General features: G+C 74.5%; 14 protein-coding genes and 1 pseudogene. 3 read left to right on the plus strand and 12 right to left on the minus strand.

The window, feature by feature from the left end; genetic code table 11:
- Positions 1-29: 29 nt before the first annotated feature.
- The 5 genes and pseudogenes from KBX06_RS02920 to KBX06_RS02940 form a co-directional block, all read right to left on the minus strand.
- On the minus strand, positions 30-1535 hold the full coding sequence (locus KBX06_RS02920) for a NuoM family protein (protein WP_210832568.1): 1506 nt from the start codon (positions 1533-1535) through the stop codon (positions 30-32).
- Between the two features lie 52 nt (positions 1536-1587).
- Positions 1588-3549 (minus strand): NADH-quinone oxidoreductase subunit L, encoded by a 1962-nt coding sequence (locus tag KBX06_RS02925; protein WP_210832569.1) that lies wholly within the window; start codon positions 3547-3549, stop codon positions 1588-1590.
- A 116-nt stretch (positions 3550-3665) separates the two neighbouring features.
- Positions 3666-4007: pseudogene (nuoK, locus tag KBX06_RS27575) on the minus strand (NADH-quinone oxidoreductase subunit NuoK); the annotation flags it as partial.
- The gene (locus KBX06_RS02935) at positions 4004-4615 is read right to left on the minus strand and encodes an NADH-quinone oxidoreductase subunit J (RefSeq protein ID WP_247684989.1); all 612 of its coding nucleotides are present in this window, start codon (positions 4613-4615) and stop codon (positions 4004-4006) included. The pseudogene nuoK and the gene KBX06_RS02935, both read right to left, overlap by 4 nt.
- Complete coding sequence (locus KBX06_RS02940; protein ID WP_210832570.1) at positions 4612-5238, minus strand: NADH-quinone oxidoreductase subunit I; 627 nt, start codon at positions 5236-5238, stop codon at positions 4612-4614. Before KBX06_RS02940 ends, KBX06_RS02935 begins: the two co-directional genes overlap by 4 nt.
- A gap of 93 nt (positions 5239-5331) precedes the next feature.
- On the opposite strand from KBX06_RS02940, the gene KBX06_RS02945 reads away from it, so the two are divergent.
- Positions 5332-5904, plus strand: a complete 573-nt coding sequence (locus KBX06_RS02945; RefSeq protein ID WP_210832571.1) for a Uma2 family endonuclease — start codon at positions 5332-5334, stop codon at positions 5902-5904.
- Here KBX06_RS02945 and KBX06_RS02950 read toward each other — a convergent pair.
- Positions 5885-6316 (minus strand): ester cyclase, encoded by a 432-nt coding sequence (locus KBX06_RS02950; RefSeq protein ID WP_210832572.1) that lies wholly within the window; start codon positions 6314-6316, stop codon positions 5885-5887. The genes KBX06_RS02945 and KBX06_RS02950 overlap by 20 nt on opposite strands.
- 250 nt (positions 6317-6566) lie before the next feature.
- Between KBX06_RS02950 and KBX06_RS02955 the strand changes: the two genes are divergently transcribed.
- Positions 6567-7586, plus strand: a complete 1020-nt coding sequence (locus KBX06_RS02955; protein ID WP_210832943.1) for a glutathione S-transferase family protein — start codon at positions 6567-6569, stop codon at positions 7584-7586.
- 117 nt (positions 7587-7703) lie between these two features.
- On the opposite strand, the gene KBX06_RS02960 is transcribed toward KBX06_RS02955, so the two are convergent.
- Entirely contained in the window at positions 7704-8666 is a 963-nt protein-coding gene (locus KBX06_RS02960; RefSeq protein WP_210832573.1) for a complex I subunit 1 family protein, read from the minus strand.
- The gene (locus KBX06_RS02965; protein ID WP_210832574.1) at positions 8666-9481 is read right to left on the minus strand and encodes an NADH-quinone oxidoreductase subunit C; all 816 of its coding nucleotides are present in this window, start codon (positions 9479-9481) and stop codon (positions 8666-8668) included. The genes KBX06_RS02960 and KBX06_RS02965 overlap by 1 nt, the downstream gene beginning before the upstream one ends.
- A gap of 78 nt (positions 9482-9559) precedes the next feature.
- On the opposite strand from KBX06_RS02965, the gene KBX06_RS02970 reads away from it, so the two are divergent.
- Complete coding sequence (locus tag KBX06_RS02970; protein WP_210832575.1) at positions 9560-10606, plus strand: glucose 1-dehydrogenase; 1047 nt, start codon at positions 9560-9562, stop codon at positions 10604-10606.
- A 6-nt stretch (positions 10607-10612) separates the two neighbouring features.
- Here KBX06_RS02970 and KBX06_RS02975 read toward each other — a convergent pair whose 3' ends face one another.
- The 4 genes from KBX06_RS02975 to KBX06_RS02990 form a co-directional block, all read right to left on the minus strand.
- A complete protein-coding gene (locus tag KBX06_RS02975) occupies positions 10613-11929 on the minus strand; it encodes a DUF2252 domain-containing protein (RefSeq protein ID WP_210832576.1) in 1317 nt (438 codons plus the stop codon).
- A 59-nt stretch (positions 11930-11988) separates the two neighbouring features.
- Positions 11989-12576, minus strand: coding sequence for an NADH-quinone oxidoreductase subunit B (locus KBX06_RS02980; protein ID WP_210832577.1), 588 nt, complete (start codon positions 12574-12576; stop codon positions 11989-11991).
- A gap of 219 nt (positions 12577-12795) precedes the next feature.
- Entirely contained in the window at positions 12796-14418 is a 1623-nt protein-coding gene (locus tag KBX06_RS02985) for an aminotransferase class V-fold PLP-dependent enzyme (RefSeq protein WP_210832578.1), read from the minus strand.
- A 27-nt stretch (positions 14419-14445) separates the two neighbouring features.
- On the minus strand, positions 14446-15855 hold the full coding sequence (locus KBX06_RS02990; RefSeq protein ID WP_210832579.1) for an MFS transporter: 1410 nt from the start codon (positions 15853-15855) through the stop codon (positions 14446-14448).
- Positions 15856-15878: the final 23 nt, after the last annotated feature.

Genomic DNA, 15878 nt, shown 5'->3' on the forward strand with positions numbered 1-15878 from the left:
GTCACGTCCGTACCGCCGGCCCGCCTCAGTCACCGCAGTACCTCCACCAGGGCCTCGACGGGTGCCTCGGCGACGCCGAGCACCAGGGTCGGGGCCAGGCCGACCGCCAGGGCGAGCAGCACCAGCGGTGCCCACGCGACCAGTTCCACGCCCGCCAGGCCGGGGGTCAGCCGCCCGACCGCCGCGCTGGGCCGCCCGTGCGTCACCCGGCGCAGCAGCCGCAGGAGGTACGCCGCGGTGAGCGCCCCGCCGACCGCCGCCAACACGCCCAGCGTGGTCCAGAGCGCCCCGCCGACCTCGACGGCGGCGACCACGGCGAACGCCTCGCCCCAGAAGCCGGCCAGGCCGGGCAGGCCGAGCGAGGCGACGGCGGCGAAGCCGAGCAGCCCGGCGAGCCGGGGGGCGGTCTCGCGCAGCCCGGACAGCTCGTCCAGTGACCCGGTGTGCGTACGGTCCCTGACCGCGCCGGCGATGAAGAAGAGCAGGCCGGTGATCACCCCGTGCGCGACGTTGCCGATCAGGGCCGCCTGGATGCCGGTGGTGGTGAGCGTGGCGACCCCGAGCAGCACGAAGCCCATGTGCCCGACGCTGGAGTACGCGATGAGCCGCTTCAGCTCGCGCTGGGCGAGGCAGACCAGCGAGCCGACCAGGATCGCCGTCACCGCAAGCACGCCGAGCACCGGGGCGGCCCAGCGGGCGCCCTCCGGGGCCACCCCGACCGCGATCCGGATCAGCCCGTACGTGCCCATCTTGAGCAGCACCCCGGCGAGGACGACGCTGCCGACGGTGGGCGCCTGGGTGTGCGCGTCGGGCAGCCAGGAGTGCAGCGGCCACAGCGGGCTCTTCACCGCGAAGGCCAGCGCGAGCAGCGTGAACGCCGCGAGCTGGGTGCCGCGCGACAGTCCTGTCCCGCCGGTGAGGGCCACGATGTCGGCCGTCCCGGCGGCGGACACCACCACGAAGACGCCGACCAGCAGCAGCACCGAGCCGAACAGCGTGTAGAGGGCGAACTTCACCGCCGCCCGCCGCCGGTCCGCGCCGCCCCAGCCGGCGATGATCGCATACATCGGGAGCAGGACGACCTCGAAGAAGACGAAGAAGAGCACGAGGTCGAGGGCGAGGAACGTGCCGAGGATGCCGACCTCGACGACCAGCAGCAGAGCCACCAGCGCCCGCCCGCTGCCGCCGTCGGGGACCTTCCACATGGTGTAGCCGCAGCAGAGCAGGGTGAGCAGGGCGGTCAGCACGACCAGCGGCCAGGAGATGCCGTCGACGCCGAGGTGCAGGCGCAGGTCGAGGCCGGGTACCCAGGGCAGGTCGAGCCGGTGCCACGGGCGCACGGCGGGGGCGTCGGCCGCGTGGGTGACCCAGGTGCGGTCGCCGAGGAAGAGCAGCGCGGCGGCCACCAGGGTCAGCGCGGCGACGGCCGTGCCGACCGCCCGGGCCGCCCGGTCCCGGGGCGTCGCCGCCACCGCGAGCGCGCCCAGCGCCGGCAGCGCCAGCACCGCCACCAGCAGGAACTCCCCCAACCTCATGACGCCACCTCAGTTCGCGACTGCGCGGCTCGCAAGACCGGCTCACTCGCGCTCATGCGGCCCCTCCGATCAGGACGGCGGCCAGGCCGATCAGCAGCGCCCCGGCCAGCACCCCGGCCGCCGCGCGCGGCAGCGCCGCGCGGTGCAGCGACGCCAGGCCGCCGCCGAGGCCGAGCGCGGCCCGGCCGCTGCCCTCGACCGCGCCGTCCACCACCACCTTGTCGGCCGTACGCGCCGCGCGCGCCAGCGCCTTCGTCGGGCGTACGACCAGGGCACGCTGGACGTCGTCGAGCCGGAACGCGGCGGCGAGGACCGGCCGCAGCGGGCCCAGCGCGCTCGCCGGGTCGGCGGCCGGGTCCCGCCGCCAGCGCAGCCAGGCGAGCCCCGCCCCGACGGCCAGCAGCGCCAGCGGCAGCAGCAGTTCCGGGCCGACGTGGATCAGGAGGTGTTCGCCGGCCGGCTCACCGGCGGTGGGCGTGAGCAGCAGCCGGCGGGCGAAGGCCCAGTTGAAGCCGGCGAGGCCGAGCAGGGCGGCCGGTACGGCGAGCAGCAGCAGCGGCCAGCGCATCACGGCGGGCGGGTCGTGCGGGTGGGCCAGCGGCAGCCGCGCCGCGCCGAGGAAGGTGCGCAGCAGCAGGCGGGTGGCGTACCAGGCGGTGACCGCCACGCCGACCAGCCCGGCCAGCCAGACCAGCCAGCCGACCCAGGTCGGGGCGGGGCCGGTGCCGTGCAGGGCGGCCTCCTGGGCGACGGTGAGCACGCCGTCCTTGCTCCAGAAGCCCGACAGCGGCGGTAGCCCGGCGAGCGCCCCGAGCCCGATCACCGTGCACCAGAAGGTGACCGGCATGCTGCGGCGCAGCCCGCCCATCCGGGACATCAGCGTGGTGCCGACGGCGTGGATGACCGCACCGGCGGCGAGGAACAGCAGGGCCTTGAAGGCGGCGTGGGTGAGCAGGTGGAACAGCGCGGCCGGCGGCGAGCCGACCGCCAGCGCGCCCGTCATGTAGCCGATCTGGGAGACCGTCGACCAGGCCAGCACCCGCTTGAGGTCGTCCTGGGCGGTGGCGGCGAACGCGCCGAGCAGCAGGGTGACCGAGGCCATCACGCCGAGCACGGCCAGCGCCACCGGGGTCGCCTCGAACAGCGGGTAGAGCCGGGTCACGGCGTACACGCCGGCGGCGACCATGGTGGCGGCGTGGATCAGCGCCGAGATCGGCGTCGGGCCGGCCATCGCGTCCGGCAGCCAGGTGTGCAGCGGGAACTGGGCGCTCTTGCCGGCCACCCCGGCGAGCAGCAGCAGGCAGGCGGCGGTCAGCGTACCGGCGGCGTGGTCGTGGGCGAGCACGTCGGCGATCCGGAAGGTGCCCGCCGAGACGCCGAGCAGCGCGATGCCGAGCAGGAAGCCGACGTCGCCGACCCGGGTCACCAGGAACGCCTTCATGGCGGCGGCCGGCGCCTCCGGCAGCCGGCGGTCGTGGGCGATGAGCAGGTAGGAGCAGATGCCCATCACCTCCCAGCCGACCAGCAGCAGGATCAGGTCGCCGGCGACCACCACCAGCAGCATGGCGGCGGTGAAGAGGCTGATCTGCGCCGCGTACGGCGGGTAGCGGTGGTCGGTGTCGACGTCGTCGTGCGGGCCCCGGCGCAGGTAGCCGATCGAATAGACCTGCACGGCCAGGGCGACCGCGGCGACCGCGACGGCGACCAGCGCGGCGGCGGAGTCCAGCCGCACCCCGAGACTCACCGTCAGCCCGCCCAGGTCCACCCAGGTCGCGGACGCCTCGGCGGGCCGGTCGAGGGTGACCAGCAGGGCGACGGCGAGCGCCAGCGCACCGGCCGCCCCCGCCACGCCGAGCGCGATCGCCATCTGCCGTGCCCGGGCCCCGCCGGGCCGGAACGACCCGGTCCCGCTGCCGTCGGCGTCGCGCGGAGCCGGCGGCAGCAGCAGGCCGAGCAGGCCCGCCACCAGCGGTACGCCGGGCAGCAGCGCGCCGATCAGGGTGGTCGTGCTCACCGTTCCCCCTCCGGGCGGTCGGCGGACCCGCGCCGGGCGTCCGCCCCGGCGGTGCTCCCGAACTCGCCCCCGACGCCGGCTCCGGTGCTGGCTCCGGCGGCTCCCGCGGTGGCTCCGGCGGTGGCTGGCTCGGCCGGACGGCCGGCCGGCGGACGCTCGGCCAACGGCACCTCGTCGACGGCGACGGTGGCCCGCAGCCGGTAGAGCTGGAGCACGATCGCCAGGCCGACCCCGATCTCGGCGGCGGCCAGCACGATCACGAAGAGCGCGAAGACCTGCCCGCCGTGCGGCAGGTGCGCGCGCACGGTGGTGTCGGCGGTGATCAGGATCAGGTTGACCGCGTTGAGCATCAGCTCGACAGCCATCAGCACCAGCACCGCGTTGCGGCGGCGCAGCACGCCGTAGATGCCCAGGCCGAACAGCAGCGCGGCGGTGACGTACGGGATGACGGGTCTCACCGCGACCGCCCGCCGTCGTCGCCCGGACGCCGGCCGCCGACCGCCGGGCCGGACCGGCCCGTGCCCGGCCCGGCGGTGCGGGACCCGGCGGGGCCCGGCTCCGCGGCCTTCGGCCGGCCGATGTCGGGGCGGGAAATCACGATGGCGCCGACCAGGGCGGCCAGCAGCAGCACCGAGAGCACCTCGAAGGGGAGCACCCAGCTGCGGAAGATCTGGTCGCCGAGGCGTTCGGCGGTGCCCGCCTCGGGCAGTTCCACGGCCGTCCACCGGTACGCGTCGACCAGCAGGGCGGCCAGCCCGAGGCCGGTGCCGCCGCCGATCAGTGCCGCGGCCCAGCCGGGCCGGTCCAGGTCGTCGGAGGCGCCGATCGGGGCGCGGGTGAGCATCACCGCGAAGAGCAGCAGCACCACCACCGCGCCGACATAGATCAGCACCTGCACCCAGGCCACCAGCTCGGCGGTGAGCACCAGGTACATCCCGGCCAGCGCGCCGAGGCAGAGCACCAGGTAGAGGCCGGCCCGGACCAGGTGCCGGGTGGCGACCACCAGCGCCCCCGAACCGACCGCCAGCGCGCCGAGGGCGAGCAGCAGCACGTCCGCACCGGTCATGCGCCGGCCTCGGGCTCGGGGCGTACGACCGGCGCGGCGGGACGGGCGGCGGGCGCGGCCGGAATCGCGGCCTTGCGCGCGGCGGCGGTCTCCTCCTTCGCCGGCTCACCGTTCGGGTCGTGCGCGGGCGGCGGCGGCACGGTGCCCATCCACTGCCCGAGGTGGTCCTTGTCGTGCAGCAGGTCCTTGATGTCGTACTCGGAGTATTCGAACTCCGGCGACCAGTAGAGGGCGTCGAAGGGGCAGACCTCCACGCAGATGCCGCAGTACATGCAGAGCGAGAAGTCGATGTCGAACTTGTCGAGCACGTTGCGCTGGCGGGGGCGGGCGGCGCCGGGCACCGCCACCTCCTCCTTGTGCGAGTCGATGTAGATGCACCAGTCCGGACACTCCCGGGCGCACAGCATGCAGACCGTGCAGTTCTCCTCCAGCAGCGCGATCACCCCGCGCGAGCGGGGTGGCAGCTCGGGGGCGACGTCCGGGTACTGCTGGGTGGTCGAGCGGCGGGTCATCGTCTTCAACGTGACCGCGAGCCCCTTCACCAGTCCCGCGCCCGGCAGGCCACGGTCTCCGCCGGTGCCGCCCGGCTCGCTGCGCTCGCTGCGGTCGGTCATGCCGACCATCCTGCCCTGTGGCCGCGGCGCGCGCGACCACCACCCGGGGTCGGTGCGGGTAGCGTGACCCCGGGGAGAACGACGCACCGGAAAGGGCTCGCCATGACCGCCGCGCTGCAGGGCGACTGTCCGCCGCCGGGCGGGTGGACGGTCGACGACCTCGACCGCCTGCCCGACGACGGCCGCCGCCACGAACTCCTGGACGGAAGCCTCATCGTGTCGCCCTCCCCCACGCGACTCCACCAGTCGATCGCCGGTCGCCTCATGGCCGCGCTCGAGGAGACCTGCCCCGCCGACCTAGACGTCACGCAGGGCGTCGAGGTGCGGCTCTCCCGCACCCGGGCGTTCATCCCAGACGTGCTGGTCACGGAGCTGGACGCGGCCTCGCGCAACCCCTCGCACTACCTGCCCCACGAGGTGATGCTGGTGGTCGAAATCGTCTCGGAGGGGTCGCGGAGCATCGACCGGGTGCTCAAGCCCGCGCTCTACGCGGAGGCCGACATCCCCTACTTCTGGCGGATCGAGACCGAGTCCGGGATCGTCGTGCACACCCACAAGCTCGACCCGGCGAAGCGCGTCTACGTCGAGCAGGCCCGGATGACCGACGGCGTCCTCGTCCCGGAGCCGTGGGAGATCGACATCCCGCTCGGCAGGATCACGCCCCGGTCCCGCTGATCCCGCCCGCCGGGGGGAGCATCTCCACGCCGAGCTGCTGGAGGAGCTGGAACAGCTCGTTGCAGCTCCACACGTCGACGATCCGGCCCGCGTCGTCGAAGCGCAGGAAGCTCGCCCCCGAATAGCTGACCACCTGCCCGGTCGCCGGCACCGGGCCGAACGGCCCGGCGTGGGTGCCCGCCGCACGCCAGTGCACCGCCACCCGCTCCCCGGCGGCCACCACGTCCACGATCTTGTAGCGCAGGTCCGGGAAGGCGGCCCGGCGTTCCCGGTGCCACGCCAGCGTCGCCTCCGGGCCGGCCCCGCCCAGCCCCGGGCACTCCGGCCCGACCAGCTCGTACGCGGACTCCTCCCGCACGCCGTTCCACACGTCGGCGATGAAGCGTCGGGCCGCCGCCTCCACATCGATCATGGCGGCAGCCTAACCGCCGGCCGGGCCGGGCCGGGCGGCCGAGCGCCGGCGGGTGCGGGGGTGCCGGTGCCGGTGGCCGACGACGTGCTGGTCGGCACTCGGCGCGCCCGGAGGCGGCGCAGCCGCCATGATGGAACCAGAAACGAGCGACGGTGGAGGGGCGGGCATGGGCGGCACGACCGAGGGCGGCACGACAGGCGGCACGGCGGCTGACGCGGGAGGCACCGCCGGCAGCAGCGACGAGGTGCTGATGCGCACCGGCGGCAGGTACGTCGAGCCGGGCGCCGAGTTCACCCGCGACCAGCGCTACATCGCCACCCGGATCACCGCCGACGCCCGCGACGGCTGGCCGGTGGAGCCAGGCCGGTACCGGCTGGCCGTCAGCCGCGCCTGCCCCTGGGCGAACCGACTGATCATCGTCCGGCGGCTGCTCGGGCTGGAGGACGCGATCTCGATGGCCGTCGCCGGCCCGACCCACGACAAGCGGAGCTGGACGTTCGACCTCGACCCGGGCGGGCGCGACCCGGTGCTCGGCATCGAGCGGCTGGCCGAGGCGTACTTCGCCCGCTTCCCCGGCTACGAGCGGGGCATCACCGTGCCGGCGATCGTGGACGTGCCGACCGGGCAGGTGGTCACCAACGACTTCGGCCGGATGAGCCTCGACCTGTCCACCGAGTGGACGGCGTACCACCGCGAAGGGGCGCCCGAGCTCTACCCGGAGCGGCTGCGCGACGAGATCGACGAGGTGAGCGCACTGCTGTTCCGGGACGTCAACAACGGCGTCTACCGGTGCGGCTTCGCCGGCGACCAGGCGGCGTACGAGAAGGCGTACCACCGGCTGTTCGACCGGCTCGACTGGCTGGGCGAGCGGCTGGCCGGGCAGCGTTACCTGGTCGGGGACACCATCACCGAGGCTGACGTGCGGCTGTTCACCACGCTGGTCCGCTTCGACCCCGTCTACCACGGCCACTTCAAGTGCAACCGGAGCAAGCTGACGGAGATGCCGGTGCTCTGGGCGTACGCCCGCGACCTGTTCCAGACGCCGGGCTTCGGTGACACGATCGACTTCGACCACATCAAGCGGCACTACTACGAGGTGCACCGCGACATCAACCCGACCGGGATCGTGCCGCTCGGGCCCGACCTGGCGAACTGGCTGACCCCGCACGGCCGGGAGGCCCTCGGTGGCCGTCCCTTCGGCGACGGCACCCCGCCCCCGCCGCCCCCGCCCGCGGAACGCGTCGACCCCGCCCACACCCCGCTGCCCTGACCGGATCGCCCCGCACCCGGGATGTGCTGGGCTGGGCTCGGACCGAGGTGTTAGGAAGGGCCCCTTCCTATACAGAATGCGTTAACAAGGTGCCCTTCCTTACCGGGGTACGCGTTCCTACAGTGCGATCCGGACGGCGGCCGTGAGGACGAGCTGGCCCAGGGAGACGGGCACCAGGACGAGCCAGCAGAGGCGCTGGAGCTGGTCCTCGCGCAACCGGGGGTAGGACACCCGGATCCAGATGATCAGGAACGAGACGGCGAAGACCTTCAACAGGGTCCACAGCCAGCCGAGCTGCGCGTCGGCGAACGGGCCCTGCCAGCCGCCGAGGAAGAGCACGGTGGTGAGCGCGGCGATCACCACGATGCCGACGTACTCGGCGAGCAGGAAGAACGCGAACCGCAGGCCCGTGTACTCCGTCATGTAGCCGAAGACCAGCTCCGAGTCGGCGACCGGCATGTCGAACGGCGGGCGGCGGATCTCCGCGAGCCCGGCGAGGAAGAAGACGACCATGGCGGGGGCCTGCCAGAGCAGCCACCACGGCTGCCACGCCTCGACGATGCCGGAGAGGCTGAGGGTGCCGGCCGCCATCGCCACCGAGGCGGCGGCCAGCACCAGCGGCAGCTCGTAGCCGAGCAGCTGGGCCGCCCCGCGCAGGCCCCCGAGGAGGCTGTACTTGTTGGCCGACGCCCACGCCGACATCAGCACCGCCACGACGCCCACGCCCACGACGGCCAGCACGAAGAACAGGCCGATGTCCAGCGGCTGCCCGACCAGGTCGTCGGGGCCGAGCGGGATCACCAGCAGGACCAGCAGGTAGGGCACGAGGGCGACGGCCGGGGCGAGCCGGAACACCGCCCGGTCCGCCGCCCGGGGCGTGACGTCCTCCTTCTGCACGAACTTCACGCCGTCGGCGACCAGCTGGGCCCAGCCGTGGAAGCCGCCCGCGTACATGGGGCCGAGCCGGCCCTGCATGTGCGCCATCACCTTGTGCTCGGCCTGCCCGACCAGCAACGGCAGGGTGAGGAAGGCGACGAGCACGCCGCCCACCCGGATGACCAGCTCCAACCACAGGGGCATCAGGGCGTACCTCCGTCGTCGCCGGACCGCTCCGACGCGGCTGGCCCCTGCGGTGCCGGCGGGTCCGCCGGACCTGCGGCGGCCGGGCCGGGCGGCGCCGGGCCGTCGGCGGTGGCGGTGGGCCGGGCGGTACGGGGTGGACGGGCCCCCGGAGCCGGTCGGGCAGGCCGCTCCCGGGCCGGGCGGGCCGGGGTGCCGCCGCGCGGCCCCTCCCCGACCCCGCCCGCGCCGGCCGGCGTCGGCGTCGTACCCCACTCCCCCGGTGCGGGCACGCCCGGCGGGCGGATCGGCCGTCGCCCGCCGCCGGCCTCGGACTCGCCCGGTTCCTTGGCACCCGGCCACGGCTTCGCCACCCGGGACGCGAGCACGAACTCCTTGCGCAGCGGGTGCCCCTCGAACTCGGGCGGCAGCAGCAGCGGCGTCAGCCCGGCGTGGCCGGGAAAGTCGATGCCGAACATCTCGTGCGTCTCCCGCTCGTGCCACGCCGCACCCGGGTAGACGTCGACCACCGAGGCGACCGCCGGGGCTTCCCGGGGCACCCGGGTGCGCAGCAGGAGCCCGTGGCGGCGGGTGGTGGACCAGAGGTGCGCCACCACGTCGAAGCCACCGGCGAGTTCGTCGACGGCGGAGAGCCAGTCGAAGTAGTCGCAGGCCAGCTCGGCGTCGTCGCGGGCCGCGCGGAGCGCGTCCGGCCAGTTCACCGGCGGCACGTCGACGGTGGCGCGGGCATGCGCCTGGCCGCCGGAGACCGCCGGGGTCACCTCGGCGGGCGCGAGCAGCGCGACCATCCGCTGGCCGACCTCTTCCGGAGTCATGCCGCTGATCCTAGGGGTGGGGTGGGAGATGTGGGGCTTTGGCGGCGGAGGGGACGGGCGGCGGGGAAGGATGGGGGCGTGCGCGCTGTGACTGTCTGCCCAGGGGTCGCCGACTCACTGCGGCTGGTCGAGGACCATCCGGAGCCGCTGCCCGAGGAGGGTGCGATCCTGGTCGAGGCCCTGGCGGTGGGGATCTGCGGCACCGACCACGAGATCATCGCCGGCGGGTACGGCGAGGCGCCGCCCGGCGCGGACCGGCTGGTGCTGGGGCACGAGTCGCTGGGTCGGGTGCTGGAGGACCCGTCCGGCACCCTGCAACCCGGCGACCTGGTGGCGGGCGTCGTCCGGCACCCCGACCCGGTGCCCTGCCCGAACTGCGCGGTCGGCGAGTGGGACATGTGCCGCAACGGCCGGTTCACCGAGCACGGCATCAAGGCCCTGCCCGGCTTCGCCCGGGACCGTTGGCGGCTGCCACCCCGGTTCGCCGTGGGGTTGGACCGCTCCCTCGCCCCGGTCGGCATGCTGCTGGAACCCACCAGCGTGGTGGCGAAGGCGTGGGAGCACATCGAGCGGATCGGCGGCCGCGCCGAGTGGCAGCCGCGGACGGTGCTGGTCACCGGGGCCGGGCCGATCGGCCTGCTGGCCGCGCTGCTGGCCACGCAGCGCGGGCTCGCCGTGCACGTGCTGGACCGCAACACCACCGGGCCGAAACCGGGTCTGGTACGGGCGCTCGGCGCGACCTACCACACCGGGTCCGTCTGCGATCTGGACTTCGAGCCGGACGTGGTGCTGGAGTGCACCGGGGCGCCGGTCGTCGTCCTCGACGTGATGTACAAGGTCGCGCCGACCGGCATCGTCTGCCTGACCGGCGTCTCCAGCGGCGGGCGGACCATCGACCTCGACGCCGGGGCGCTCAACCGCGCCCTGGTGCTGGAGAACAACGTGGTCTTCGGCTCGGTGAACGCCAACCGCCGGCACTGGGACCTCGCCGCCGCGGCGCTGGCCCGAGCCGACCCCTCCTGGCTCGACGCGCTGATCACCCGCCGCGTGCCGGTGGAGGCGTACACCGAGGCGTACACCCCCGAACCGGACGACATCAAGGTGGTGCTGGAGTTCGGCTCCTGACCCCGCTCAGAGGCCGGGCAGCCGGCCGTTGCGGAACAGGTCGACGAAGAGCTGGTGGTCCTGCCGGGCGCGGACGCCGTACGCGTGGGCGAAGTCGACCAGGTGCGCCACGAAGCCCGCCTCGTCGGTGTCCACCGCCGCCACGATCGCCTCCTCGGTGGAGTAGTCGACCAGGTCGTGGCTGGACTCGTCGTCGGCCACCGAGTGCATCCGGGCGACCGCCCGGCCCAGGTCGGCGAGCACCCCGGCCAGTTCCTCCGGCTCGTTCACGTCGGCCCAGTCGAGGTCGGCCGCGTACGGGGAGACCTCGGCGACGAGCTGGCCGGCCCCGTCCAGCTCGGTGAAGCCCAGCCACGGGTCGGCGTGCGCCTGGAGTGCGCGCTGCGACTCGGCGGTGCGGTGCCCCTGGTGCTGGAAGTAGCCCGCGACCGACTCGTCGGCGATGTGCCGGGCCACCGCCGGCACCTGGGCCTGCTTCATGTAGATGACGACGTCGTTCTCCAGCGCCTCGGTGTGCCCCTCCAACAGCAGGTTGTACGACGGCAGCCCGGCCGAGCCGATGCCCACTCCCTTGCGCAGCACCACGTCCTTGATGTGCGTGGCCACCGGACGGAACTGGGCGGAGGAGGCCGGCAGCGTGCCGAGGTAGTCCTCGAACGCGGCGCAGACCCGCTCCCGGGTCTCGGCGTCGACCTCGAAGACGCCGTCGCCCAGCGAGAACCTGCGCTCGTAGTTGTCGATGGTGGTCTGCGTGGCGAGCAGGTCGACCCGGGTGTTGAGCCGCGCCTGCTGGAGCACCCGGCGCAGCACGCCGTCGGCGTTGTCCAGGGTGATCGAGCCGATCGCGTCGTCGCCACCGGCGGCGATGGCCCGCAGCTCGGTCAGGTACGACTGCGCGAAGCCGGTGACCAGGTCGCTGATCGCCCGGTCGGAGAGCGCCTTGGCGTAGCCGAGCAGCGCCACGCTCGCGGCGAGCCGCTTCAGGTCCCAGCTGAACGGCCCCACGTACGCCTCGTCGAAGTCGTTGACGTTGAACACGAGCTGCCCGGACGCGTTCATGTACGTGCCGAAGTTCTCCGCGTGCAGGTCGCCGTGGATCCACACCCGGCCGGTGCGGTCGTCGAGGAACCGGTCGTCGGCGAAGTCACCGACCTGGTCGGCGTAGAAGAGCGAGGCGCTGCCCCGGTAGAAGGCGAACGGCGACGCGGCCATCTTGCGGAACTTGCGGCGGAAGGCGGCCGGGTCGAGAGCCATCGACGCGCCGAACTCCTCGGTGAGCACGTCGACGATGTGGGCGGAACGCTGGTCGGCGGAGTGGTTCATGGTGCGCAGGCTAGCCCCCGCCGGCCAGCCCGGGCCCTCGTCCGACCGGACGGTACGGCTCAGGAGGCGGGCGGGCGGACCGGCGGGGCGGTCAGCGACTCCGCCGAGCGCGGCGGCACGCCGGTGGCCCCGTCGGCTGGCGCGGCGTCGACCGGCGCGGCGAGCGCGTCCGGCCGGGGCACGCCGCCGATCCCGGACTGCTCGGCGGCGATCTTCTCCTGCAGGCGCAGGATGCCGTGCAGCAGCGCCTCGGGCCGGGGCGGGCAGCCGGGCACGTAGACGTCGACCGGAATGAGCTGGTCGACGCCCTTGGTCACCGAGTACGAGTCCCAGTAGGGGCCGCCGCAGTTGGAGCACGCGCCGAACGAGATGACGTACTTCGGCTCGGGCATCTGGTCGTAGAGCCGCTTGATCGCGGGGGCCATCTTGTCGGTGACCGTCCCGGAGACGACCATGAGGTCGGCCTGCCGGGGCCCGTGCGCGAACGGGATCACGCCGAGGCGCATGAAGTCGTGCCGACCCATGCTGGTGGCGATGAACTCGATCGCGCAGCAGGCCAGGCCGAAGTTGAAGACCCAGAGCGAGTAGCGGCGGCCCCAGTTCAGCACGAACCGGATCGGCTCACCGAGCACTCCCGGCACCTGCACGACCGCCCCCTTTCCCGAGCACCGCCACCAGTCAACCACAGCCCGCGGCGGCACCGGTCGACCCGTCGGCGGCCGCTCCCGCCGTCGGATCCACGACCGCGCCGGCCGCAACCGGCCGAAGCCCGGTGGAGTGTCACCGCCGCCGGACGTATGCCGACCTCCGGGTGCACGGGTGGTCCGGCGGCGGCGTCCACCCGGCGCGGTGGACGCCGCCGCCGCTCACCAGGTGGGGCGTTGCAGCAGGCCGACGAACTCCACCAGCAGCCGTTCCCGTAGCGCCGGCGGCGCGGCGTCGAGCAGGGTGTTCACCACCGCCATCCGCCCGGGCGACGGAACGGCCGTCCCGACGCCGTCGCCGGAGGCGGCAGAGTCGGCGGGGCCGGCGGCATCTCCGGGACCGGCGGGGCCGGCGGCATCTCCGGGACCGGCGGGGCCGGCGGCATCTCCGGGACCGGCGGGGCCGGCGTCGGCGGGTACGGGGCCGGCCAGGCCCAGCCCGGCGGCCAGGCCGGCGACCAGGTCGGGGGTGAGCGCGTCGGGGGTCAGCGTGGTCGCGAGGGCCAGCAGTTCGGCGGGGAGCGCCACCGGCCCGGCGGCCCGGGTGGCAGCCACGGCGTCGGCGAGGTCCGGGCCGAAGTCGGCCACCCGGGGCGCCACCGCGGCGGTCACCGTCAGGTGCACGCTCGGCGGCAGGTCGGCGTACGACAACTGGGGCTGGGTGTGCCAGCCTCGGGCGGCCAGCTCGTCGACCAGCACGAAGAGGTCGAGACCCGCATCGGTGGCGGTGAAGCAGACGACGGTCGACTCCGGCTCGGCCATCAGCCGCAGCCCGTCGACCGCGCGCACGGCGTCGGCCAGGCCGGCCACGGCGTCGCGGGTGGCCGCCGCGAGCCGCAGGTACCCGTCGTCGCCGAGGTGCCGCAGGGTGACGTACGCGGCGGCGATCGGCCCGCCGGAGCGGGTGGAGGCGATGACCGGGTTCACCATCGTGTAGCCGGGCCAGTCGGCGTACGCGAAGTACTGCGGGGCGCGCAGCGCCGCGTCGCGGTGCAGCAGCACCGACACGCCCTTCGGGGCGTACGCGTACTTGTGCAGGTCCACCGAGATCGAGGTGACCCCCGCGACGGCGAAGTCGAACGGCGGCACGTGCACCCCGAGCCGGCGCAGGTACGGCAGGGTCCAGCCGCCGAAGCAGGCGTCCACGTGGCAGCGCACCCCGGCCGTGGCGGCGGCCTCGGCGATCTCGGCGACGGGGTCGACGACGCCGTGCGCGTACGAGGGGGCGGAGCAGGCCACCAGCACGGTCTGCGGGCCGATGGCCGCGGCCACGTCGGCGGCGGCCGGCCGGAGGGTCGGCGCCGACACGGGCACCGTGTCCACGGCGACCCGCAGGTAGTGCGCCGCCTTGGCGAACGCGGCGTGGGCGCTGGCCGGCACCACGATCCGGGGTGCCGTGATCTCCGGGTGGGCGTCCCGGGCGGCCTTCACGGCCAGGATGAGCGACTCGGTGCCGCCGCTGGTGACGCTGCCGACGGCGTCCGGTGCGGTGCTGCCGGGGCCGCCGCCGAGCAGCCGGGCGGCCGCCCCGACCAGCGTGTTCTCCATCGCGAGCAGCGACGGGAAGGCGGTCGGGTCGAGCCCGTTGACGTGGGCGCTGCCGGCGTACGCGGCGGCGGCCAGCTCGTCCAGCCCGGGCACCGCCGGGTCGTAGACGTACGCGAACAGCCGTCCCCCGTGCGTGGGCCGGTCGGCGGCGCGCAGGGCGCGCACCTCCGCCAGCACCCGCTCGGCGGGCAGGCCGTTGCCGGGCAGCGCCCGCCGGTCAGCTTCGTCGTCGATCATGGAGTCGTGGTGCCCTTTCCATGGTGGTCAGCGGCTTTCATTCCCCACCACAACTGCGTGATCGGCGGGGTGGGTTCGGAGGGTTGGGGTCGCGAGGCGGGCCGGGGTCAGGTCGTAGGGGCGCAGGGCCAGGACCGCCAGGCCGACCAGGAGGGCGGGGAGGACCGTGAAGCCGATCAGGATGCCCAGTCGGGCGGTGCCGGGCTGGGTGGCCGCAGTGCCGGTGTCGGAGGAGACGTAGCCGCTGAGCTGGAGCACCAGGCCGAAGATGCCCGGCCCGAGGGCCAACCCGAAGGTCTCACCGGCCGTCCAGAGCCCCGTGAAGACGCCGGCCTGACGCCGGCCGGTGCGCGCCGTGTCGTACGCGATGCAGTCCGGGAGCATCGCGAGGGCGAACACCTGCTGCCCGGCGTAGCCGACGCCGATCAGCGCGACCAGCGGGTAGACCGCGAGGGCGGGCAGCACCGGGGCGGCGACCAGGGCCAGCGCGCCGACCGCGAAGATCAGCGACGCGGCGACCAGTGCGGCGAGCTTGCCGACCCGCGCCCCCACCCGGGTCCAGAGCGGCATCACCAGCAGCGCCGGCCCGACGAAGCAGGCGAACAGGACGGTCGGCCCGCCCTCGGGATCGCGCAGGATCTGGTCGGCGAAGTAGTTGACCCCCGCGAGGACGGTGGCGACCCCGGCGGACTGCACCACGAAGCAGACCAGCAACGCCCGGAACGGCCGGTTGCGGGCGGCGACGGCGAGCTGGGCGCGCAGCGTCGGCTCGCTCTCCGCCACCGCGCCGCCGGGCGCGGACCGGGTGCCGAGGAACGCGCCGACCGCGCCGAGCACGATCAGCCCGGCGACGAAGAAGCCCATCCAGCGGTGCCCGGGGACGCCTCCGCCGCCGGCGTCGCGCACCAGCGGGGCCACCGCGCCGGAGACCAGGATGGCCAGCGCCAGCACCGCGATCCGCCAGCTCATCAGCCGGGTACGTTCGGCGTAGTCGCCGGTCAGCTCCGCCGGCATCGCCACGTACGGCACCTGGAAGAAGGCGAACGCGGTGGCCGTGGCCAGGAAGGCGACCGCCACGTACGCCCCGGCGGCCGGCCCGGCGCCGAAGGGCGCGGCGAAGATGGCGGCGAAGAGCACACCGAGGGCGAGCCCGGCGAACAGCAGGTAGGGCCGGCGGGCGCCCCAACGCGACCGGGTGCGGTCGGAGATCCGCCCGGCGACGGGGTTGACCAGCACGTCCCACGCCTTCGGCAGCAGCACCAGCAGGGCCGCCGCGCCCGCCGCGATGCCGAGGGTGTCGGTCAGGTACGGCAGCAGCAGCAGGCCGGGCACGGTGCCGAACGCGCCGGTGGCCAGCGATCCCAGTGCGTAACCGGCGTGCACCCGGCGCGGCAGCACACCAGCGACCGGACCAGCTCCACCCGACGGCGCGTCCATGCCGCCGAATGTTACTCACGTTA

Origin of the sequence: Micromonospora sp. C31, from assembly GCF_018070575.1 — a bacterium.
In the GTDB taxonomy this organism is placed as follows: domain Bacteria; phylum Actinomycetota; class Actinomycetes; order Mycobacteriales; family Micromonosporaceae; genus Micromonospora.